The 17,736-nt window shown below is 74.0% G+C and carries 8 protein-coding genes; 7 read left to right on the top strand and 1 reads right to left on the bottom strand.

Features of this window, described 5'->3' with window-relative positions:
• Positions 1-9: 9 nt before the first annotated feature.
• From ABGA99_RS00790 to ABGA99_RS00760, 7 genes are all read left to right on the top strand, one after another.
• Positions 10-9,333, top strand: a complete 9,324-nt coding sequence (locus ABGA99_RS00790; protein ID WP_347581927.1) for a neuraminidase-like domain-containing protein — start codon at positions 10-12, stop codon at positions 9,331-9,333.
• Entirely contained in the window at positions 9,330-10,526 is a 1,197-nt protein-coding gene (locus ABGA99_RS00785) for a kelch repeat-containing protein (RefSeq protein WP_347578869.1), read from the top strand. The genes ABGA99_RS00790 and ABGA99_RS00785 overlap by 4 nt, the downstream gene beginning before the upstream one ends.
• 48 nt (positions 10,527-10,574) lie before the next feature.
• Positions 10,575-11,783: a kelch repeat-containing protein gene (locus ABGA99_RS00780; protein WP_347581926.1), complete on the top strand. Its 1,209-nt coding sequence runs from the start codon at positions 10,575-10,577 to the stop codon at positions 11,781-11,783.
• Between the two features lie 203 nt (positions 11,784-11,986).
• A complete protein-coding gene (locus ABGA99_RS00775) occupies positions 11,987-13,063 on the top strand; it encodes a 2-keto-3-deoxygluconate permease (protein WP_347578867.1) in 1,077 nt (358 codons plus the stop codon).
• A complete protein-coding gene (locus ABGA99_RS00770; RefSeq protein ID WP_347581925.1) occupies positions 13,060-14,334 on the top strand; it encodes a four-carbon acid sugar kinase family protein in 1,275 nt (424 codons plus the stop codon). The genes ABGA99_RS00775 and ABGA99_RS00770 overlap by 4 nt, the downstream gene beginning before the upstream one ends.
• A complete protein-coding gene (gene pdxA, locus ABGA99_RS00765; protein WP_347581924.1) occupies positions 14,331-15,410 on the top strand; it encodes a 4-hydroxythreonine-4-phosphate dehydrogenase PdxA in 1,080 nt (359 codons plus the stop codon). Before ABGA99_RS00770 ends, pdxA begins: the two co-directional genes overlap by 4 nt.
• Positions 15,411-15,422: 12 nt before the next feature.
• On the top strand, positions 15,423-16,286 hold the full coding sequence (locus ABGA99_RS00760) for a GntR family transcriptional regulator (RefSeq protein ID WP_347581923.1): 864 nt from the start codon (positions 15,423-15,425) through the stop codon (positions 16,284-16,286).
• A gap of 50 nt (positions 16,287-16,336) precedes the next feature.
• On the opposite strand, the gene ABGA99_RS00755 is transcribed toward ABGA99_RS00760, so the two are convergent.
• Positions 16,337-17,692 carry a glutamine synthetase family protein gene (locus tag ABGA99_RS00755; protein WP_347578863.1) on the bottom strand — a complete coding sequence of 452 codons (1,356 nt, stop codon included), beginning with the start codon at positions 17,690-17,692 and terminating at the stop codon, positions 16,337-16,339.
• Positions 17,693-17,736 lie beyond the last annotated feature (44 nt).

Below are 17,736 nucleotides of genomic sequence, written 5' to 3'. Positions count from 1 at the left end.
GGAAGACGCATGTCCGCCACACACACTGACGACGACCCGCCAGCCCAGCCCGCGCCGTACGCCCTGAGCGGAGCGGTGACGCGCCACGACGGACTGCCCGCCGCCGGCGTGGCGGTGACCGCCGCGCTCCGCCGGCTGCGGTCCGAGTCGCCGGCCGGGCACGCCACCACCGGCGCCGACGGCACGTACCGCTTCACCTACCCCGCCCCCGACACGCCCGCGGACCTCGTCGTCCGCGCCACCGCAGCGCGCCCCGGCGGCGGTGAGCACACCGTGGAACTGGTACGCCCCGCGCCCGGCCCGCGCGAGCGGGTGGAACTGACACTCCCGCCCGACGGCACCTCGGAGTACGAGCGGCTGCTGGCCGAACTCACGCCGCTGCTCGACGGCATGCCGCTGGCGGACGTCACCCCGCAGGGCGCCCCGCAGGATCTCGGCTACCTGGCCCGCGCGACGGGCCGCAGCCCCGCCCAGATCGGGTACGCGGCCACCGCCGCCCGGCACGCCGCCGCCACGGGGCTGCCCGCCGAACTGTTCTACGGACTCGTCCGGTTCGGCCTGCCGCCGGAGTTGCCGGCGCTGGCACGGACCGCGCCGGCCGCCCTGCGGGACACGCTGCTCGCCGCCGGCGACGCGGGCGTGATCCGCGCCCCGGGGCCGGGCGCCGCCGACGGCTTCGTCCGCGGGCTGCGGGAGAAGGAGGTGGCCGCGGTCGCCGCGCCGGAACCGGGGTCGGGCACGCCGGTCGCGGAGCTGTTCGCGCTCGCGGTGCCCGCCGCGGACCGCCGCGCGGAGATCTACCGCGGCTGGCTCGACCGGACGGACGGGCCGGCGTTCTGGGCCGGGCTGCCGGCCGCGGAGGCGGACCGGCTGCGGCTCGCGCTGCACCTCGGCGCGGCCACCGGCGGCAACGTGCCGCTGGTACGGACCCTGCTGGACCGGTTCGGCGCCGAGGCGCCGGCGGACCCGTCCCGGCTGGTCCGGCTCGGCGGCGCGGAGTGGGCCGCGCTGGCCGCCGAGGCGGGCGTCCCCGACTCGGTACGGACCCTGCTGGGCCCGGCGGACGACGACGCGCCCGCCGAGGGCGCGTACGGCGAACTGGTCGCCGGACTCGTCGCCCAGGCCCACCCCGGGGCCCACCTCGCCCACGGCGTGACCACCGCCGCGGCAGGCTCGCCGGCCGCGCGGTTCCTCGCCGGCCACCCCGGCTTCGACCTGACCACCACCCGCGTCGACGCCGTCACGGTGCCCGATGAGACCGCGCGCGAAGAACTCGCGGGCGTCCAGCGCCTGGCCGCCCTCACCCCGCGGTACGACGCCGTGCAGGCCCTGCGCGACAAGGGCTACCACTCCGCGTACGCCGTGGCGAAGGCCGGCCGGGAGACCTTCGTCCACCACCTCGCCGGCGCCCTCGGCGAGGACCGCGCCCGGGCCGTACACGCCCGCGCCGGGCAGGTGCACGCCACCTCGGTCACGCTCGTCGCCGACCTGCGCACCGCCGCCCACTTCGACATGCCGTGGCTGTCCTCCCCCGCCGTCTCCGCCGAACTCGCGGCGCAGATCCCCGACTGGGAGGAGCTGTTCGGCTCGGTGGACTACTGCGCCTGCTCCGACTGCCGCTCCGTGCACGGCCAGGCCGCGTACCTCGTCGACCTGCTGCTCTCGCTCCGCGACCTCGGCAGCTACGGCGACCCCGGGCCCCCCGGCGACGAGGGCCACGTCGCCAACGCGCTGTACCGGCGCCGGCCCGACCTCTGGGACACCGAGCTGACCTGCGACAACACCAACCTGCAACTCCCGTACGTCGACCTGGTGAACGAACTCCTGGAAGACGTCGTCTCGCCCGTCCACATCCCGGCGACCGAGCGGCAGACCAGCGGTGACCCCGCCCACCTGCGGGCCCAGCCGCAGCACGTGAACGCGGGGGCGTACGAGGTGCTGCGCCGGGCCGTCTACCCGTTCGGGCTGCCCTTCGACCTGTGGCGCGAGCAGACCCGGGTCTCCCTGGCCCATCTCGGCGTCCCGCGCGAGGAGTTACTGGCCGCGCTGCGCCCCGCCACCGCGACCGGGACCACCGTGGCCGTCGAGCGCGCCGGACTGCCGCCGGTCGGCGGGCGGATCGTGACGGGCGAGCCGCCGGATCCGGCCCGTACGCTCGCGGAGTTCTACGGCCGGCCGGCCGACACCTCCCCCGACGCCCTGGTTCTCGACCTGACCAAAGTGCGGCGGATGCTGGACGCGACCGGCATGCGCTACGCGGACCTGCTGACGATCCTGGACACCCGGTTCGTCAACCCGCACGGCGCGGTACACGTCATCGGCAGCGACGGCGGACCGGCCTGCGACACCAACAACCTCTTCCTGTCCGGTCTCGACCCGGCCGTGCTCGGCCGCCTCCACCGGTTCGTCCGCCTTCAGCGGGCGCTCGGCTGGCCGGCCCTCGACCTCGACCTCGTGCTGATGTCCGCCGGCACCCAGGGCCGGCTGGACGCGACCGCCCTGCGCGGCGTCGTCGCCGTCCGGCGGCTCGCCGAACGCCTGCGACTCACCCGCGAGCAGGTGCTGGTCTTCTACGGGCCGCTGCCCACCCACCCGTACGCGACGGCGGACCGACCGCCGCTGTACGACCGCCTGTTCCTGGACCCGACCGTGGTGCAGCTCGAACCCGGGCAGGCCAGCCCGTTCGCCCTGAACGCCGCCCGCACCGAGGTGGCGGTCGTCGGCGACCTGCTCGCGCCCGCCGTCTCCTCCGCGCTGCTCGCCGTCCTGGAGGTCACCGACGCCGAACTGGCCGAGCTGATCACCGGCCCCCGCTCGGTCGCCCCGAACCGGCTGCTGACCCTGGCGAACCTGTCCGCCCTGTACCGGACCGTCGTCCTCGCCCGTGCGCTGGACATGTCGATCGCCGACCTGCTGCGGCTGATCGAGCTGTACGGGGGCGGCGGCCCCTTCCCCGTACCACCGGACCAGTTCAACGGCGGGGAGCCGGAGCTGAGTTCCGGCCTGCCGATGGCGCACCCGGCGCACCCTCTGCTGCCCGTACCCGGCGGCGGCGACGAGCCCGAACTCACCACCGGCCGGGCCCTCCTCCGGCCGGGCCACCCCGACGCGCCCGCCGCCGCGCTGCCCCCGGTCGACGCGCTCGTCGTCGCCACCGAGCGGTTCCTCGACGCGGTCGACGCGCTGGCCGCCCGCGGCTTCACCGTGCCCGAGGTCGACGCGGCGCTCACCGCCGGCGTGCCCGCCCACGACAGCCCGGTCCCGGCCGCGGACGCCCTGTCCGCGACGCTCACCGCGCTGCGCGGCGCCCTGCAGGCCGTCTACCAGCAGACGGCGCAGACCAGCGACGAGAAGGGCGAGCTGACCAAGAAGGACCTCGCGCTGCTCGGCTGGGACACCGCGCTCGTCCAGGAGGCCGTCTCCACCCTGCTCGGCACCCTGGAGTACACCGTCTCCGTCGATGCCGTACCCGACGCGCTGTACCAGCTCTCCGGCTTCCCCGTCCGCTATGACGCCGAGACGGGGCAGCTGGTGTTCACCGGGCCGATGACCAACGCCCAGCGGGACACCCTGACCGGACTGCCCGGCACGACCGCCGCCTGGCGCACCGCGGTGAAGACCCTCTACGACGCGCCCCGCACCTTCACCGCGACCCGGATGAAGGCGCTGCGCCCGCCGCTGTACGCCGCGCCGCTGGACACCGAGCCGCCCGCGCTGCAGTTCCCCGCGAAGCTGTCGGGCACGGTGTTCTACGACGTGTCCCGCCGGGCACTGTGCACACGGGCCTACCTGCCGCCCGACGACCTCGCCGCGGTGCGCGCCGCCTGGGACGACGACGCGTACCGGAAGGCCGTCGACACCCTGGCGCGGGTCCAGGACGAACCGCCCGCGCCCGCGGACGTGTTCCTCACCGCCGCCGACCGGCGCGCCCTGTTCGACGGCCGGACCTCACCCGCCGCCCGCTTCCAGCTCGTGCTGGAGCGGCTGAACCCGTATCTGCACCGCGCCCTGAGCGAGATCACGGTGAAGCAGCAGGTGGGCCAGGCCGCGGGGCTCGACGCGGCGAGCGCGGACGTGCTGCTCGGCACGTGGCTGCGGTCGCCGTCGAAGCCGACCGCGCTGCAGGACTTCCTCGCGCCGCGGTTCGTCGGCAGCGATGCGGCCGTGGCGGTCACGCAGCGGGGCTTCCCCGAGCAGTTCACCACCCTGGCGCTGGTGCACCGCGTGGCGCTGCTGCTCGACCGGCTGCGGGTGACGGCCGAGGAGATCCCGTGGATCTTCCGGTACGCGCCGTCCGCCGGCTGGCTCGACCCGAACACGCTGCCGACGGAAGTCCTGCCCGGCCCGTCGCCGCTGTTCGCGCGGTTCGTACGGCTGCTGGGACTGGCCCGGCTCCGCGACCGCGTGCCCGGCCGGGCGCCGACCCTTAAGGCCGTGTTCGCCGCGGCCCGCGTCCCGGGCGCCACGACCGCGGACGTGCTCGCCGAACTCGCCCGCCAGACGCAGTGGGACCGCGCCGACCTCGATGTGCTCACCGGCAGCGGCCTGCTGGATCTCACCGCTCCGGCGGACTTCTACGGCGAGGAGGGCCTGCTGCAGTTGCTCGCGGCGATCGCCCTCGTGCACAGGCTCGGCGTGTCCGCGGAGCGGGCGGCCGAGTGGCTGCCGCCCGACCTCGCCCCGGAGGCCGCGCAGTCGGCCTGGCAGGCGGCGAAGGCCCGGCACAGCCTGCGCGACTGGCCCGCGGCCGGCGGGACGCTGCGCGACGCCTTGCGCGAGAAGCAGCGGGCGGCGCTGGTCGGCCACCTGATCGCCAACCCCCGCCGCGACCACCAGGACCGGCCGTACTGGCACGACGCCCACACGCTCTTCGACTACTTCCTCATCGACGTGGAGATGGGCCCGGCCCAGCTCACCACGCGGATCGCACAGGCGATCTTCAGCGTGCAGCTCTACATCCAGCGCATCCAGCTCAACCTGGAGGACATCTTCGTCTACCCGGACGCGGAGTACTGGCAGCGCTGGGAGTGGATGAAGGCGTACCGGCTGTGGGAGGCGAACCAGAAGGTCTTCCTCTATCCGGAGAACTACTTCGAGCCGGATCTGCGGCTCGGCAAGTCGCCCCAGTTCGCGGAGCTGGAGAACGAGCTGATGCAGAAGGAGCTGACCGAGGCCAACGCGGAGAAGGCGTTCCTGCACTATCTGGAGAAGCTCGACGACATCGCGCACCTGCGGCCCGTCGGCTCGTACCGGCACGCCAGGCCGGACGGCGAGACCGTGTACGTCTTCGCCCGCACCGAGTCGTCCCCCGGCGGCTACTACTTCCGCCGCTGGGAGGACCGCACCACCTGGTCGCCCTGGGAGAAGGTCGATCTCGACTTCGAGACCGACGCGATCGTCCCGATCGTGTGGAACGGTCATCTGTACCTGTTCTGGACGTCGCTGACCGAGCAGCAGGAGAAGGTCCCCTTCAAGATCGAACCGGGCGCGGAGCTGCCGGACCCGCTGCACTACTGGAAGATCCAGCTCCACTGGAGCCGGTACGCGGACGGCGGCTGGGAGGCCAAGAAGCTGGCCGACGGCGCGCTGGTCACGCAGCTCACCTTCGGCATCCCCGCCGCCGCCAACATCGACACGTACGTACTGCTGCCCGAGATCGACGCCGTGACCGGGGACCTGCTGCTGTGGCTGGTGTACAGCGACGTCATCTCCCCGAACCCCACGCACCACATCTCGGGGAACTTCCGCTTCAGCCTGCGCAACAGCGTCTACACCTACTCGATGGAGCTCAGGCCGAGGGAGACGTACACCGGCCCGATGCCGGTGCCGCGTACGGACTACACGAACATCTCGTACAACGAGCGCGTCGAGAAGGAGATCCTCCCGGGCCTCGCGTGGGGCCACATGTCCGTCATCGACCCGACCGCTATCCCGGGTCAGCCCAGGAGCGTCTACCTGCTCCAGGCGACCCCCGGACCGCACCTGTACCGCACCTACGAGTCGCAGCAGTTCGGCGACCCGTCGCAGCGCTACCTCCAGTACTTCTCCGACGGCAAACGCACCTACCTGCTGGAGGGGCAGGACGTGCCGGGCCCGCCGGCCCTCGGCCCCGGCCCGGCCGCGGCCGGCGGGTCGCTGGGCGACGGCGCCTTCGGCGCCGCGCTGGACACGCAGGTCAACTTCCGGTTCGTACCGCTGTACCACCCGCACACCGGCGCGTTCCTCGACGAGTACGCGCGCCACGGCCTGGCCGGCGTGTACGACCGGAACCTCCAGTTGCACCCGGAGTGGTGGACGGGGCCGTTCGACTTCGCCTCGCCGGACATGTACAAGCCGCACACCGGTGACCGGGACCGGATCATCAAGCCGTACCCCACCGAGCCCGTCGCGTTCGCGCTGGGCGACTCCTACGCCGAGTACAACTGGGAGCTGTTCTTCCACGTGCCGCTGCTGATCGCCGAGCGGCTGTCGGCCAACCGGCGCTTCGACGAGGCGCTGAGGTGGTTCCACCGGATCTTCGACCCCACGAACCGGGACGCCGACGTCGAGCGGCCGCAGCGCTTCTGGATCACCAAGCCCTTCTTCGAGGCGGGCAGCGAAACGTACTACGAGCAGCGCATCGAACAGGTCCTGGCGAAAGCCGCGGGCGGCGACGAGGAGACGCTGAAGGCGGTGCGGAACTGGCTGAGGAACCCGTTCCAGCCGGACGTGGTCGCCCGCACCCGTACCACCGCCTACCAGAAGGCCGTGGTCATGAAGTACCTGGACAACCTGATCGCCTGGGGCGACCAGTTGTTCCGCCAGGACACCCTGGAGACCATCAACCAGGCCACCCAGCTCTACGTCCTCGCCGCCGAACTGCTGGGCCGCCCCCCGGAGGAGATCACCCGCCGCACCCCGGACCCGCAGAGCTACCGGCAGCTCCTCAACAGCGACCGGCCGCTCGCCGACGCGGTCGTCGCCGTCGAGAACCTGCTCGCCGGCAGCGCCGTCAGCCCCCGCGGTGACGTGACGCCCACCCTGCTGCCGGGGGTGAACCTCCGCTGGCTGCAGTATTTCTGCCTCCCCCGCAACGACAAGCTCGCCGGCTACTGGGACACGGTCGGCGACCGGCTCTTCAAGATCCGCAACTCGCTGGACATCGACGGCGTACTGCGTGCCACGCCCCTTTTCGGCCCGCCGATCGACCCCTCGCTGCTGGCGCGGGCCGCCGCCGCGGGCGTCGACCTGGGCCAGGTCCTCGACGACATCAGCGCCCCGCTGCCGCACTACCGCTTCGCGACCGTGGCCGCACAGGCGAAGGAACTCGCCGGACAGGTCCGGGAGTTCGGCGCCCGGCTGCTGGAGACACTGGAGAAGCGGGACGGCGAGGCGCTCGCGCGGCTGCGCGCCGGCCACGAGATCGCGCTGCTCGACGCGGCCCGCGCGGTGCGCGAACAGCAGGTCCGCGAGGCGAACGAGGCGTACGACGCGGCCGTACGGGCGAAGGCCGTCGCCGAGCACCGGCACGAGTACTACGCGACCCGGGAGTACGTGAACGGGTACGAGACCTCGTACGCCGACCTGTCCGCCACGGCGAAGACCTACCAGTACATCGCGACGGGCATCCAGGCCCTCGGCACCGTCACCAGCCTCATCCCCGAGGCCAAGGCGGGCTCGCCGTTCACCCTGGGTCTGTGGTTCGGCGGCAGCAACCTCACCGGCGCCATCAACAGCTCGTCCGGCTCTCTCAGCTCCTACGCCTCGAACCTGTCCACCCAGGCGTCCGTGGCGCAGACCCAGGGCGGCTTCCAGCGCCGTGCCGAGGACTGGGCATTCCAGGCGGACCAGGCAAAGCTGGAGGGCGCACAGCTCGACAAGCAGACCGCCGCGGCCGAGATCCGCCACGCCGTCGCCGAACGGGAGCTGGACAACCACAACAAGCAGCGGGAGCACGCGCGGGAGGTCGCGGACTTCCTCAAGGGCAAGTTCACCAGCACCGAGCTGTACGACTGGCTGGCCGGGCAGCTCTCCACCACGTACTTCCAGGCGTACCAGCTCGCCTACGACGTGGCGAAGCGGGCCGAGCGCTCGTGGCGGCACGAACTGGGCGTCGCCGATTCGGACTTCATCACCTTCGGCTACTGGGACAGCCTGCACAAGGGGCTGCTCGCCGGCGACCGCCTGGCGGCCGACCTCAGCCGGATGGACGCCGCGTACCTGGAGGCCGACGCCCGCGAGTTCGAGCTGACCAAGCGGATCTCGCTGGCACAGTTCGACCCGGCCGCACTGCTGCGGCTGAAGGAGACCGGCCGCTGCTACGTCTCGCTGCCCGAGGCGCTCTTCGACGTCGACGGACCCGGCCACTACCAGCGGCGGATCAAGAGCGTCGCCCTCACGGTGCCGTGCGTCGCCGGTCCGTACACCTCGGTCAGCCTGACCGCCCGGCTGCTGCGCAGCAGCGTCCGGATCGACCCGCGGATCTCCGACGGACAGCCGTACGGGCGCGACAAGGCGGCCGACCCGCGCTTCCGCGACCACACGGGACCCGTGCAGTCCGTCGTCACCAGTACGGGCCAGGACGACGCCGGACTCTTCGAGACCAACCTGCACGACCAGCGGTACCTGCCCTTCGAAGGGGAGGGCGTGATCAGCGAGTGGCAGCTCGAACTGCCGGCGAAATTCCGCCAGTTCGACTACGCCTCCGTCACCGACGTGGTGCTGCACGCGCGCTACACCGCCCGCGACGGCGGGCCGACGCTGGCCGAGGCCGCCGAGGAGGACCTGCGCGACGGACTCACCCGCTGGGTGCACGCGGGCGGCGGCAAGGGCCTGTTCCGCGCGTTCAGCGGGCGGCGGGAGTTCGCGGACCGGTGGGCCCGCTTCCTCGAACCCGCCGGGACCGGGCCGGCCGCGCTGGAGTTCGCCGTCACGAAGGACCGCTTCCCGTACCTCTTCCGGGACTTCGGCATCCGCGTCGGGAAGGCCGACGTGGTGCTGCTGCTGTCCCGGGACACCGCGCCGGGCACCGACACCCCGTACCTGCGGCTGTTCGGAGGGCCGCTGCCGGTCCAGGTCACCACGTCGGCGGGCGGCCGGGCCGAAGGCACGCTCGCGGCCGATCCGGCCCTGGACGGCCAGCCGCACGCCGTGCTCACCGGGGTGACGCTACGGGTGCGCGACGACGCGACGGTGACCGTGACGGTGACCCGCGAGGCGATCCAGGCCTTGCCCGAGGAGTTGCGCACCGGCGACCGGCTCAACCCGGAGGCGGTGACCGACCTGGTCCTGGTGTGTCCCTACGAGATCACCGAACCCCCGCCCGCCGCCCGACCCGAGGAGACAACGCCGTGAGCACCCACCGTTCCCTGGCCGCGGGGCACGCCCCGGCCGCCGACGCCGCCCCGGCCACCGGCACCTGGAGCGCCACCGGCAAGCTGCCCGGCCCGACCTACTGGGCCGGCGCGGGCGCCGGCGCCCTCACCCTCGCCGACGGGAAGGTCCTGATGGCGGGCGGCGAGGAGCGTGCCCGCAACGCGCAGGACACCGCGCTCCTCTTCGACCCGGCCACCAAGGAGTGGCAGCCCACCGCCGCGCTGTCGGTCTCCCGCCGTCTGCACACCCTGACGAAGCTGGCGGACGGGCGGGTCCTCGCCGCGGGCGGCCTCAGCGGCCCGTACGGCGGCGTTTCCCAGCCGGGCGTCAGCTCCGCCGAGGTCTACGACCCGGCCACCCGTGGCTGGAGCGCCACCGGCGCGATGCACGAGGCCCGCTTCGCGCACTCCGCGACGCTGCTCGCCGACGGCCGGGTGCTCGTCGCCGGCGGCCTGGCACCGCGCTCCGCGCTCTCCCAGAACGCACTCACCTCGGCGGAGGTCTACGACCCCGCCACCGGGGAGTGGACCGTCACCGCCGAACCGATGAACGACGCGCGCGCCGGCCACCCGGCCGTACTCCTGCGCAACGGGACCGTCCTGTTCCCCGGCGGCATGACCCCGATCGGCCGCGGCCTGTACGCGGGCCAGTCCTTCTGCGAGGTGTACGACCCGGCCCTCGGCACCTGGACCCCCACCGGCGACCTCGGCTCCGTGCGCAAGAGCCACCAGGCGACCCTGCTCCGGGACGGCACGGTGCTGGTCACCGGCGGCGACAGCCCCGGGCTCCAGGACGACTGGACGTACAACCCGTACAGCCAGTGGACCACCGAGCGGTACGACCCGGCGACCCGGGCGTGGAGCGCCGCCGAGGGAATGTCCACGGGCCGCAGCAGCCACCGGGCGGTCCTGCTGCGCTCGGGACGGCTCCTCGTGATCGGCGGCACCGACGACTCCACCTTCGACGTCGGCTACCAGAACGCGGAGGTCTACGACCCGCAGGCGCGGACCTGGACCCCCACCGGCGGCATGGTCGAGGGCCGGTGGGCCTTCGCCGCGGCCGAACTCGCCGACGGCGGGGTGCTGGTGGCGGGCGGGCTGGTGCGATCGGGCGCCGCGGTGCCCGACAAGGGCGACGTGGTGACGGACACCGCGGAGATCTTCACGGCCTGACGGGCAGGCAGGACACGGAACAGGCGGGCAGGATACGGAGCCGGAGCGATGACACGACGCACGAACCCCACCGCGGGCCTGCACCGGGCGGCGCCGAGCGGGGCCGCGTTCCCGCCGCCGGGCGCGTGGTTCCCCGCGGGCGAACTTCCCTCACCACGCCGGTGGTTCGGCCCCGCGGAGGGCGCGGTGCCGCTGGCGGACGGCGGGGCGCTGGTCGCCGGCGGCGCGCTGGCGGACGGCGTACCCACGGCCGAGACACTCCTCTACGACCCGGTGGCCACCACGTGGACCGGCACCGGGCCCCTCGGCACGGCCCGGCACAGCCACAGCGGCACCGTGCTCGCGGACGGCACGGTCCTGGTCGCCGGGGGGATCGGCACGAGCGGGTCACCGGCGGCCGGACCGCTGGCCTCGGCGGAGGTGTACGACCCCGCCACCGGAGTCTGGACCCCGACCGCCGGCGACATGACCACCGCCCGGTCCCTGCACGCGGCCACGCTGCTGGCCGACGGGCGGGTCCTGGTCACCGGCGGCGCGGGCGACCGTGCCCCGCGGGCGCCGGGGCGCAGCCTGTTCTCGGCCGAACTCTTCGATCCCGCGACAGGCGAATGGACCCCCGCCGCCCCCATGACCGATTCCCGGCTCGCCCACCCCCAAGTGCCGCTGCAGGACGGCCGGGTGCTCGCGGCCGGCGGCCGGCGGAGCATCGGCCGCGACAGGGGCATCGGGCAGGGGTTCTGCGAGCTGTACGACCCGGAGGCCGACGCCTGGACGCGCACCGGCAGCCTGGCCGCCGCGCGCGCCGGCCACCAGGCGACGCTGCTGGCCGACGGCACCGTACTGGTCACGGGCGGCGACAGCCCCGGCATTCGCTTCGAGCGCGGTTTCGTGCCCTTCAGCCAGTGGCGCACGGAGCGGTACGACCCCGCGACCGGCGCCTGGACCGCCGGCGAGAACATGCCGGAGGGCCGCACCTGCCACCGCGCGGTGGCCCTGCCCTCCGGCCAGGTGCTGGTGCTCGGAGGCACCGACAGCGCCACCCGCGACACCGGCTACGCGTCCGCGGCGCTGTACGACCCCCTCACCCGCGGTTGGACGGCCACCGGGGGGATGGCCACGAACCGGTACCTCTGCACCGCCACGCCGCTGCCGGACGGCTCGGTGCTCGCCACCGGCGGCACGGTCCGCTCCGGCCGCGCCACCACCGCCCCCGGCAAGGACGTACTGACCGCCACCACCGAAGTCTTCTGGATCTGAACGGAGGCGTCGCACCCGGACGCCACCGCCGCCTGCCCGTACCGCACCGGCCCTCGCCTCGGCGAGGGCCGGTTTTTCCGTCCGCCGCCGGGCCCGGAAAACCGAGGCTTCCCCTTCCCGGCTCCCTGTGACATCTTGTACGTACAACAGATACGTACAAGTGCGGCGCCCACGCCGTTCCTGATGCCGACGAGGAGGTTGGCGTGAGCGGTCCAGAGAAGTCCAGGGTCCCCCTGTTCGCCACCATGCAGCGCATACCTGGCGGACTGATGCTGATCCCGCTGATCCTCGGCGCGATCTTCGGCACCTTCGCCTCGGGAGCCCTGGGGATCGGCAGCTTCACCACCGCGCTGTTCGAGGACAGCGCGATGCCCCTCATCGCCCTGCTGATCTTCGCGACGGGTACCCAGGTCTCCTTCCGCACCGGCGGCCCGATCCTCGCCCACGCGGGCACGGTGCTGCTGATGAAGAGCCTGATCCCGGCCACGCTGGTCGTGCTGCTCGGGCTCGGCGTCGGCCTCGACGGGCTGCTCGGCGTCTCGCTGCTCGCCCTGCTCGCCTCCATGGACAACAGCAACGGCGGCCTGTGGCTCGCCTTTTCCGGGCAGTACGGCGACGAGCGGGACCGCGGAGCCTATGTCGCCAGCGCCCTCAACGACGGCCCCTTCCTGACGCTGCTCTTCCTCGGCGCCTCCGGCCTCGGCGACATCCCGTTCCTCGCCCTGCTCGGCGCGATCGTCCCGTTCCTGCTGGGCGTGCTGGTGGGCAACATCGACGCCGAGTGGCGCAAGGTCGTCCAGCCGGTGCCGAACATCGTGATCCCGTTCTTCGCCTTCTCCCTGGGCACCGGCATCGACCTCGGCGACATCGTCACCGGCGGCGTGACCGGCCTGCTCCTCGGCCTGGTCATCGCGCCGTTCACCGGCGGCCTGGTCTACCTCGGCTACCGGTACATCCTGCGCCGCGGCACCATGTCCGGCCTCGGCTTCGCCGCCGGCACCACCGCGGGCAACGCCATCGCCACCCCCGCCGTCGTCGCCGCCGCGGACCCGCGGTTCGAGGAGTACGTCGGCACCGCCACGGCGCAGGTCGCGGCGTCGGCCCTGGTCACGGCGATCGTCGCACCGCTGCTCGCGGCCTACGCGCTGAAGCGGAAGGGCGCCCTGCGGCAGGGAGGCGTCCCGGACGGGCCCGAGGAGGCGGACGGCACCGCGGACGGGACCCCGTACGGCTCCGCGGGCGGCCTCGCGGACGCCACCGAGCAGGAGCAGCGCGCATGACGTACGACGTGGCGATCGTCGCCGACGACCTCACCGGCGCCGGCGACACCGCCGTGCAGTTCGCGGAGGCGGGCTGGCCCACCCTGCTGCGGCTGGGCGGCGACCGGCCCGAGGGAGCGGACGAGGGCGACGGGAGCGACGGCGACGTCTCCGTCGTGGCGATCACCACGGACTCCCGCGCCCGGCCGGACGCCGGGGCGGCGGATCTGGTGCGCCACGCGACGACCGGGCTGCTGCGCCGCGGCGTGACCCACCTCTTCAAGAAGGTGGACTCGACGCTGCGCGGGCCGGTCCGCGCCGAGATCGACGCCATGATGGACGTGCTCGCCCCCGGTACCGTCGCGCTCGTGTGCCCCGCCTTCCCGGCCGTGGGCCGGACCGTCGTGGACGGCGTCCTGCTGGTCGACGGCCGCCCGGTCGGCGAGACGGCGGTGGGCCGGGACCCGGTGACGCCCGTGACGGTCAGCCATCTGCCGACGCTGCTCGACGCGCCGCTGGTACGCCTCGATCCTGAAGGGACGCCGGCCGCCTGGGCCGCCGAGGTCCGCGCGGCGGGCAGCCGGATCGTCGTGCTCGACGCGGCGAACGAGAACGACCTGGACCGGATCGCCCGTACGGTCGCGGACCTCGGCGAGCAGGCGCTCGCCGTCGGTTCCGCGGGGCTGGCGGGCCCACTGGCCGCCCGGTGGCGGCCGCGGGAGGCGCAGACACCGGCCACTTGCCGGGAACGGCCGGGCCCGGCGCAGGGTGCGGACACCGCGGACACCGCCCTCGTGGTGGTGACGAGCCTGCACGACGCCTCCCGGGCGCAGGCCGAAACCCTCGCGGACCACTCCGCCGAACACCTCCGGCCCACCGTGCGGGAGCTCGCCGACGCCGATGCCTGGGCCGGGTTCCTCGCCCGGGTACGCACGGCGGCGGCCGGCCGCCCGGCCGCGCTGCTGCTGAGCACCCCCGACCGGGACGCCACGGCCGTCGACCCGGAGCTCGTCGCCCGCCGCCTCTCGGACGCCGCCGCGCACGCGCGGGCGGCGGGCGCGGTCGCGGGACTGGTCGCCACCGGAGGCGACGGCGCCCGCGCGGTCCTGGAACGCTTGGGCGGGACCGGTATCCGGCTGCACGACACCGTCGAGCCGGGCGTCCCGCTGGGCGTCGTCGTCGGCGGTCCGGCGGCCGGGCTGCCCGTGGCCACCAAGGCCGGGGGCTTCGGCAGCCCCGACGTACTGATCAAGGCCGCGCAAGCGGTACGAACGAAGAGGAGTCACCGGTGAACGACCCGCAGGTGCCCACGCTTGCCCTCACCCTGGGCGACGTGGCCGGCATCGGACCGGAGATCACGGCCCGTACCCTGCTGCACCACGACGAGCTGCGCGGCGTCAGCCGGCCGGTCGTGATCGGCGACGCCGACGCGGTCCGCAGAGCCGTCGAGCTGATCGGCGAGGATCCCGCCGCCGTACGCGTCGTCGACTCGCCCCGCGACGCCGGGAACGAGCCGGGGACCATCGACCTGGTACAGGACGGGCCCGCCCTGGGCGCGATCCCGTACGGCGAACTCAGCGCCGCGGCGGGCGACGGCTCCGCCCGCTTCGTCAAACGGGCCTGCGCGCTGGCCCGCGACGGGCTGGTCGACGGCATCGTCACCGCGCCGCTGAACAAGGCCGCCATGCACGCCGGGGGCCACTTCTGGCCCGGGCACACCGAGCTGCTGGCGCACGAGTTCGGCGTCGAGAACTTCAGCCTCGTGCTCTCCGCGGGCGAGCTGTACTTCTTCCACCTCACCACCCACGTGTCCCTCACCGAGGCCATCGCCGGGGTCACCCCCGCGCGCACCGACAACGTCCTGCGCCTGGTGGGTTCGTTCGCCCGCGCCCTCGGCCTGCCCGAGGAGCCGATCGGCGTCGCCGGCCTCAACCCGCACGCGGGCGAGAACCGCCTCTTCGGCGACGAGGACGCCGACGTGCTCGCTCCGGCGGTGGAACGGGCGAACGCCGCGGGCGTCCGCGCGGTCGGACCGCTGCCCGCCGACGCGCTCATCCCGGCCGCGGTCAGGGGGGCGTGGAAGTTCGTCGTCGTCTGCTACCACGACCAGGGGCACGCCCCCTTCAAGGCGGTGTACGGCGACGACGGCGTGAACATCACCGTCGGCCTGCCCGTCGTCCGGGTCTCCGTCGACCACGGCACCGCCTTCGACATCGCGGGCACGGGCGTCGCCCGGGAGGCGAGCCTGGTGCTGGCCACCCGGCGGGCCGCCGAACTGGCGCCGGGCTGGGGCCAGGTGTGGCAGACCGCGAAGGCGGGCGAGCCGGCCGCGGCAGCCGCCGTGGAACGGCCGGACACGGCCTCGTAGACTCCGGGCGATATGGCAGTCGACAGAAGTGACCCGCGGCCACTGCACCAGCAGGTCGCCCAGTCCCTGCGCCAGGAGATCCTGGGCCACGACCTGCCGCCGGGCGCTCCGCTGCCGAGCGAGGCCGAGCTGTGCGCCACGTTCGGCGTCGGGCGCAGCGTCGTACGCCAGGCGGTGGCGGGGCTGGCCGCCGACGGCCTGGTCATCCGCCGCCAGGGCCGGCCGACGCTGGTGGCGTCGCCGGCCGAGTACCGGCGGCTGGTGCAGCGGGCGACCGGCCTGTCCGACCAGTTCGCCGTCGCCGGGCAGGAGTTGCACACCGTCGTGCGCACGCTGGGCCCCGGCACCCCGCCGCCGCGCGCCCAGGCGTTCCTGCACACGGCGGACGCGCTGCGTCTGGAGCGCCTTCGCCTCGTCGGCGGCGACCCGCTGGCGTACGTACGCACCTGGCTGCCCGCCGCGAAGGTCCCGGGGCTGCGCGCCGAGGACCTGACCGACGCCTCGCTGCACCGGCTGCTCACCCGGGACTACGGGCTGCGGCCGGTCAGCGGACGGCGGCAGGTCCGCGCGGTCGCGGCCGACGACATGCTGGCGGAGGCGCTGCGCACCGAGCCGGGCGGCCCGCTGCTGATGCTCGAAGGCGAGACGACCGACCAGCACGGGCATGCGCTGGAGTGGTTCACCACCTGGCACCGCGCCGACCGCGTGGTCTTCGACATCGACGTCTCCGAGACCACCGAGACCGTACGGCTGAGTGCGCTCGACGCCGCCGGCACCGAGACCCCCGGGCCCGCCCCCGGCACCGCGCCACCGGCGCCTGCCGACCTGGACCGGGCCCGCGAACTCGCCGAGGAGCTGCGGCGGCTGCTCGGCTGACCGAATGACCGGCTGACCGGCTGACCGGCTGACCGGCCCGGGCGCCCGGGTCAGTACCGCCGGCGGGTGGCGTCGACGGTCTCGGCCCGGGAACGGTCGGCGAAGAGCCTTTCCTCCGCGCCGCGTACCGCGAGCAGCGCGTCGAAGAGGTGGTCCCCCATCGCCTTGCGCAGCACCACCGAAGCCCTGAGGTGCCGGACCGCGTCCGCCAGACCGGCCGGCAGCCGCTCGATGCCGCGCCGTTCGAGTGCACCGGGGTCCGCGTGGGCCGGGTCGTCGGTGAACTCCTCCGGCAGCCGCAGCGCGTCCTCGCGGCCCGCCAGGCCCGCGGCGATGACCGAGCCCACCACCAGGTACGGATTGGCCGCCTGGTCGAAGCACTTGAGCTCGGCGTTCGCGCGGTGGGACGCCTCGCCCGCGGGACCGGTGACGAAGCGCAGCGCCGCCTCCCGGTTCTCCCAGCCCCAGCAGCGGTAGGCGCCGGACCACGAGGACGGCGCCAGGCGCAGATAGCTGGCCGGGGACGGGCAGCCGATGGCGGTCAGGGCGGGCAGCGACCGCAGCAGCCCGGCGAGGAACGCCTCGCCGTCCGGCGTCATGCCGCGCGGCCCCGTACCGCCGTGCATCAGGTTCTTCTCGCCGCGCCACAGGCTCAGATGCACGTGCCCGCCGTTGCCGATGCCGGAGTGGCCCGGCAGGGGGGCGAAGGAGGCCCGCAGCCCGTGGGCGTGGGAGACGGTCCGTACCGTGTGCCGGACGAGGACGGCGGTGTCGGCGGCGTCCAGCGGGTCTTCGGGGGCGGTCGAGATCTCGAACTGCCCCGGCTCGTACTCCGGATGGATCTGAAGGACCTCCACGCCCTGCGCGGTGAGCGCGTCGACGACGTCGAGGAGATACGCGCCGGAGTCCGCCAGCCGGGACAGCCCGTACGCCGGACCGTCGCCCAGGCTGCCGGGGCCGACGCTCCACTCCGTCTCGAACCCCATCCGCAGGCTCAGGCCCTGGCCGGCCGCGGCCCGCACCATGCGGTTGACGAAGGACCGGTGGCACCCCGGGTACGGCTCGCCGTCCTGGCTGTACCGGTCCGCCGGCGCCCACGCCCAGCCGGGCTGTGCGGCGAGCCGGGTGAGCCGGTTCAGGTCCGGCAGCAGGAGCAGGTCCCCGACGGGGCCGCCGTAGCCGTCGGTACGGGCCATCGAGTCGTCCACCAGGAAGGTGTCGAACACCGGGGACATCCCGACGCCGTGGACCGCGAGTCGGGGCAGCCGGGCGAGCGGCACGGCCTTGACCCGGCCGATACCCGTGTTGTCGACCCAGCTCAACGCGATGAGGCGGACGCCCGCCTCGGACATGGCGGCCATCGCCCGGTCCACCGATGCCGCTCCGTCAGCGGTACGCACAGTCATGCCCACATGGTTGGGCCGGACGGGTCACCGGTGCTCCCGCCACT

It is taken from the genome of Streptomyces sp. B5E4, assembly GCF_039871555.1.
Taxonomy (GTDB): domain Bacteria; phylum Actinomycetota; class Actinomycetes; order Streptomycetales; family Streptomycetaceae; genus Streptomyces.
Note: the sequence above shows the minus strand (reverse complement) of the source record. Positions and strands in the feature narration are given on the sequence as shown.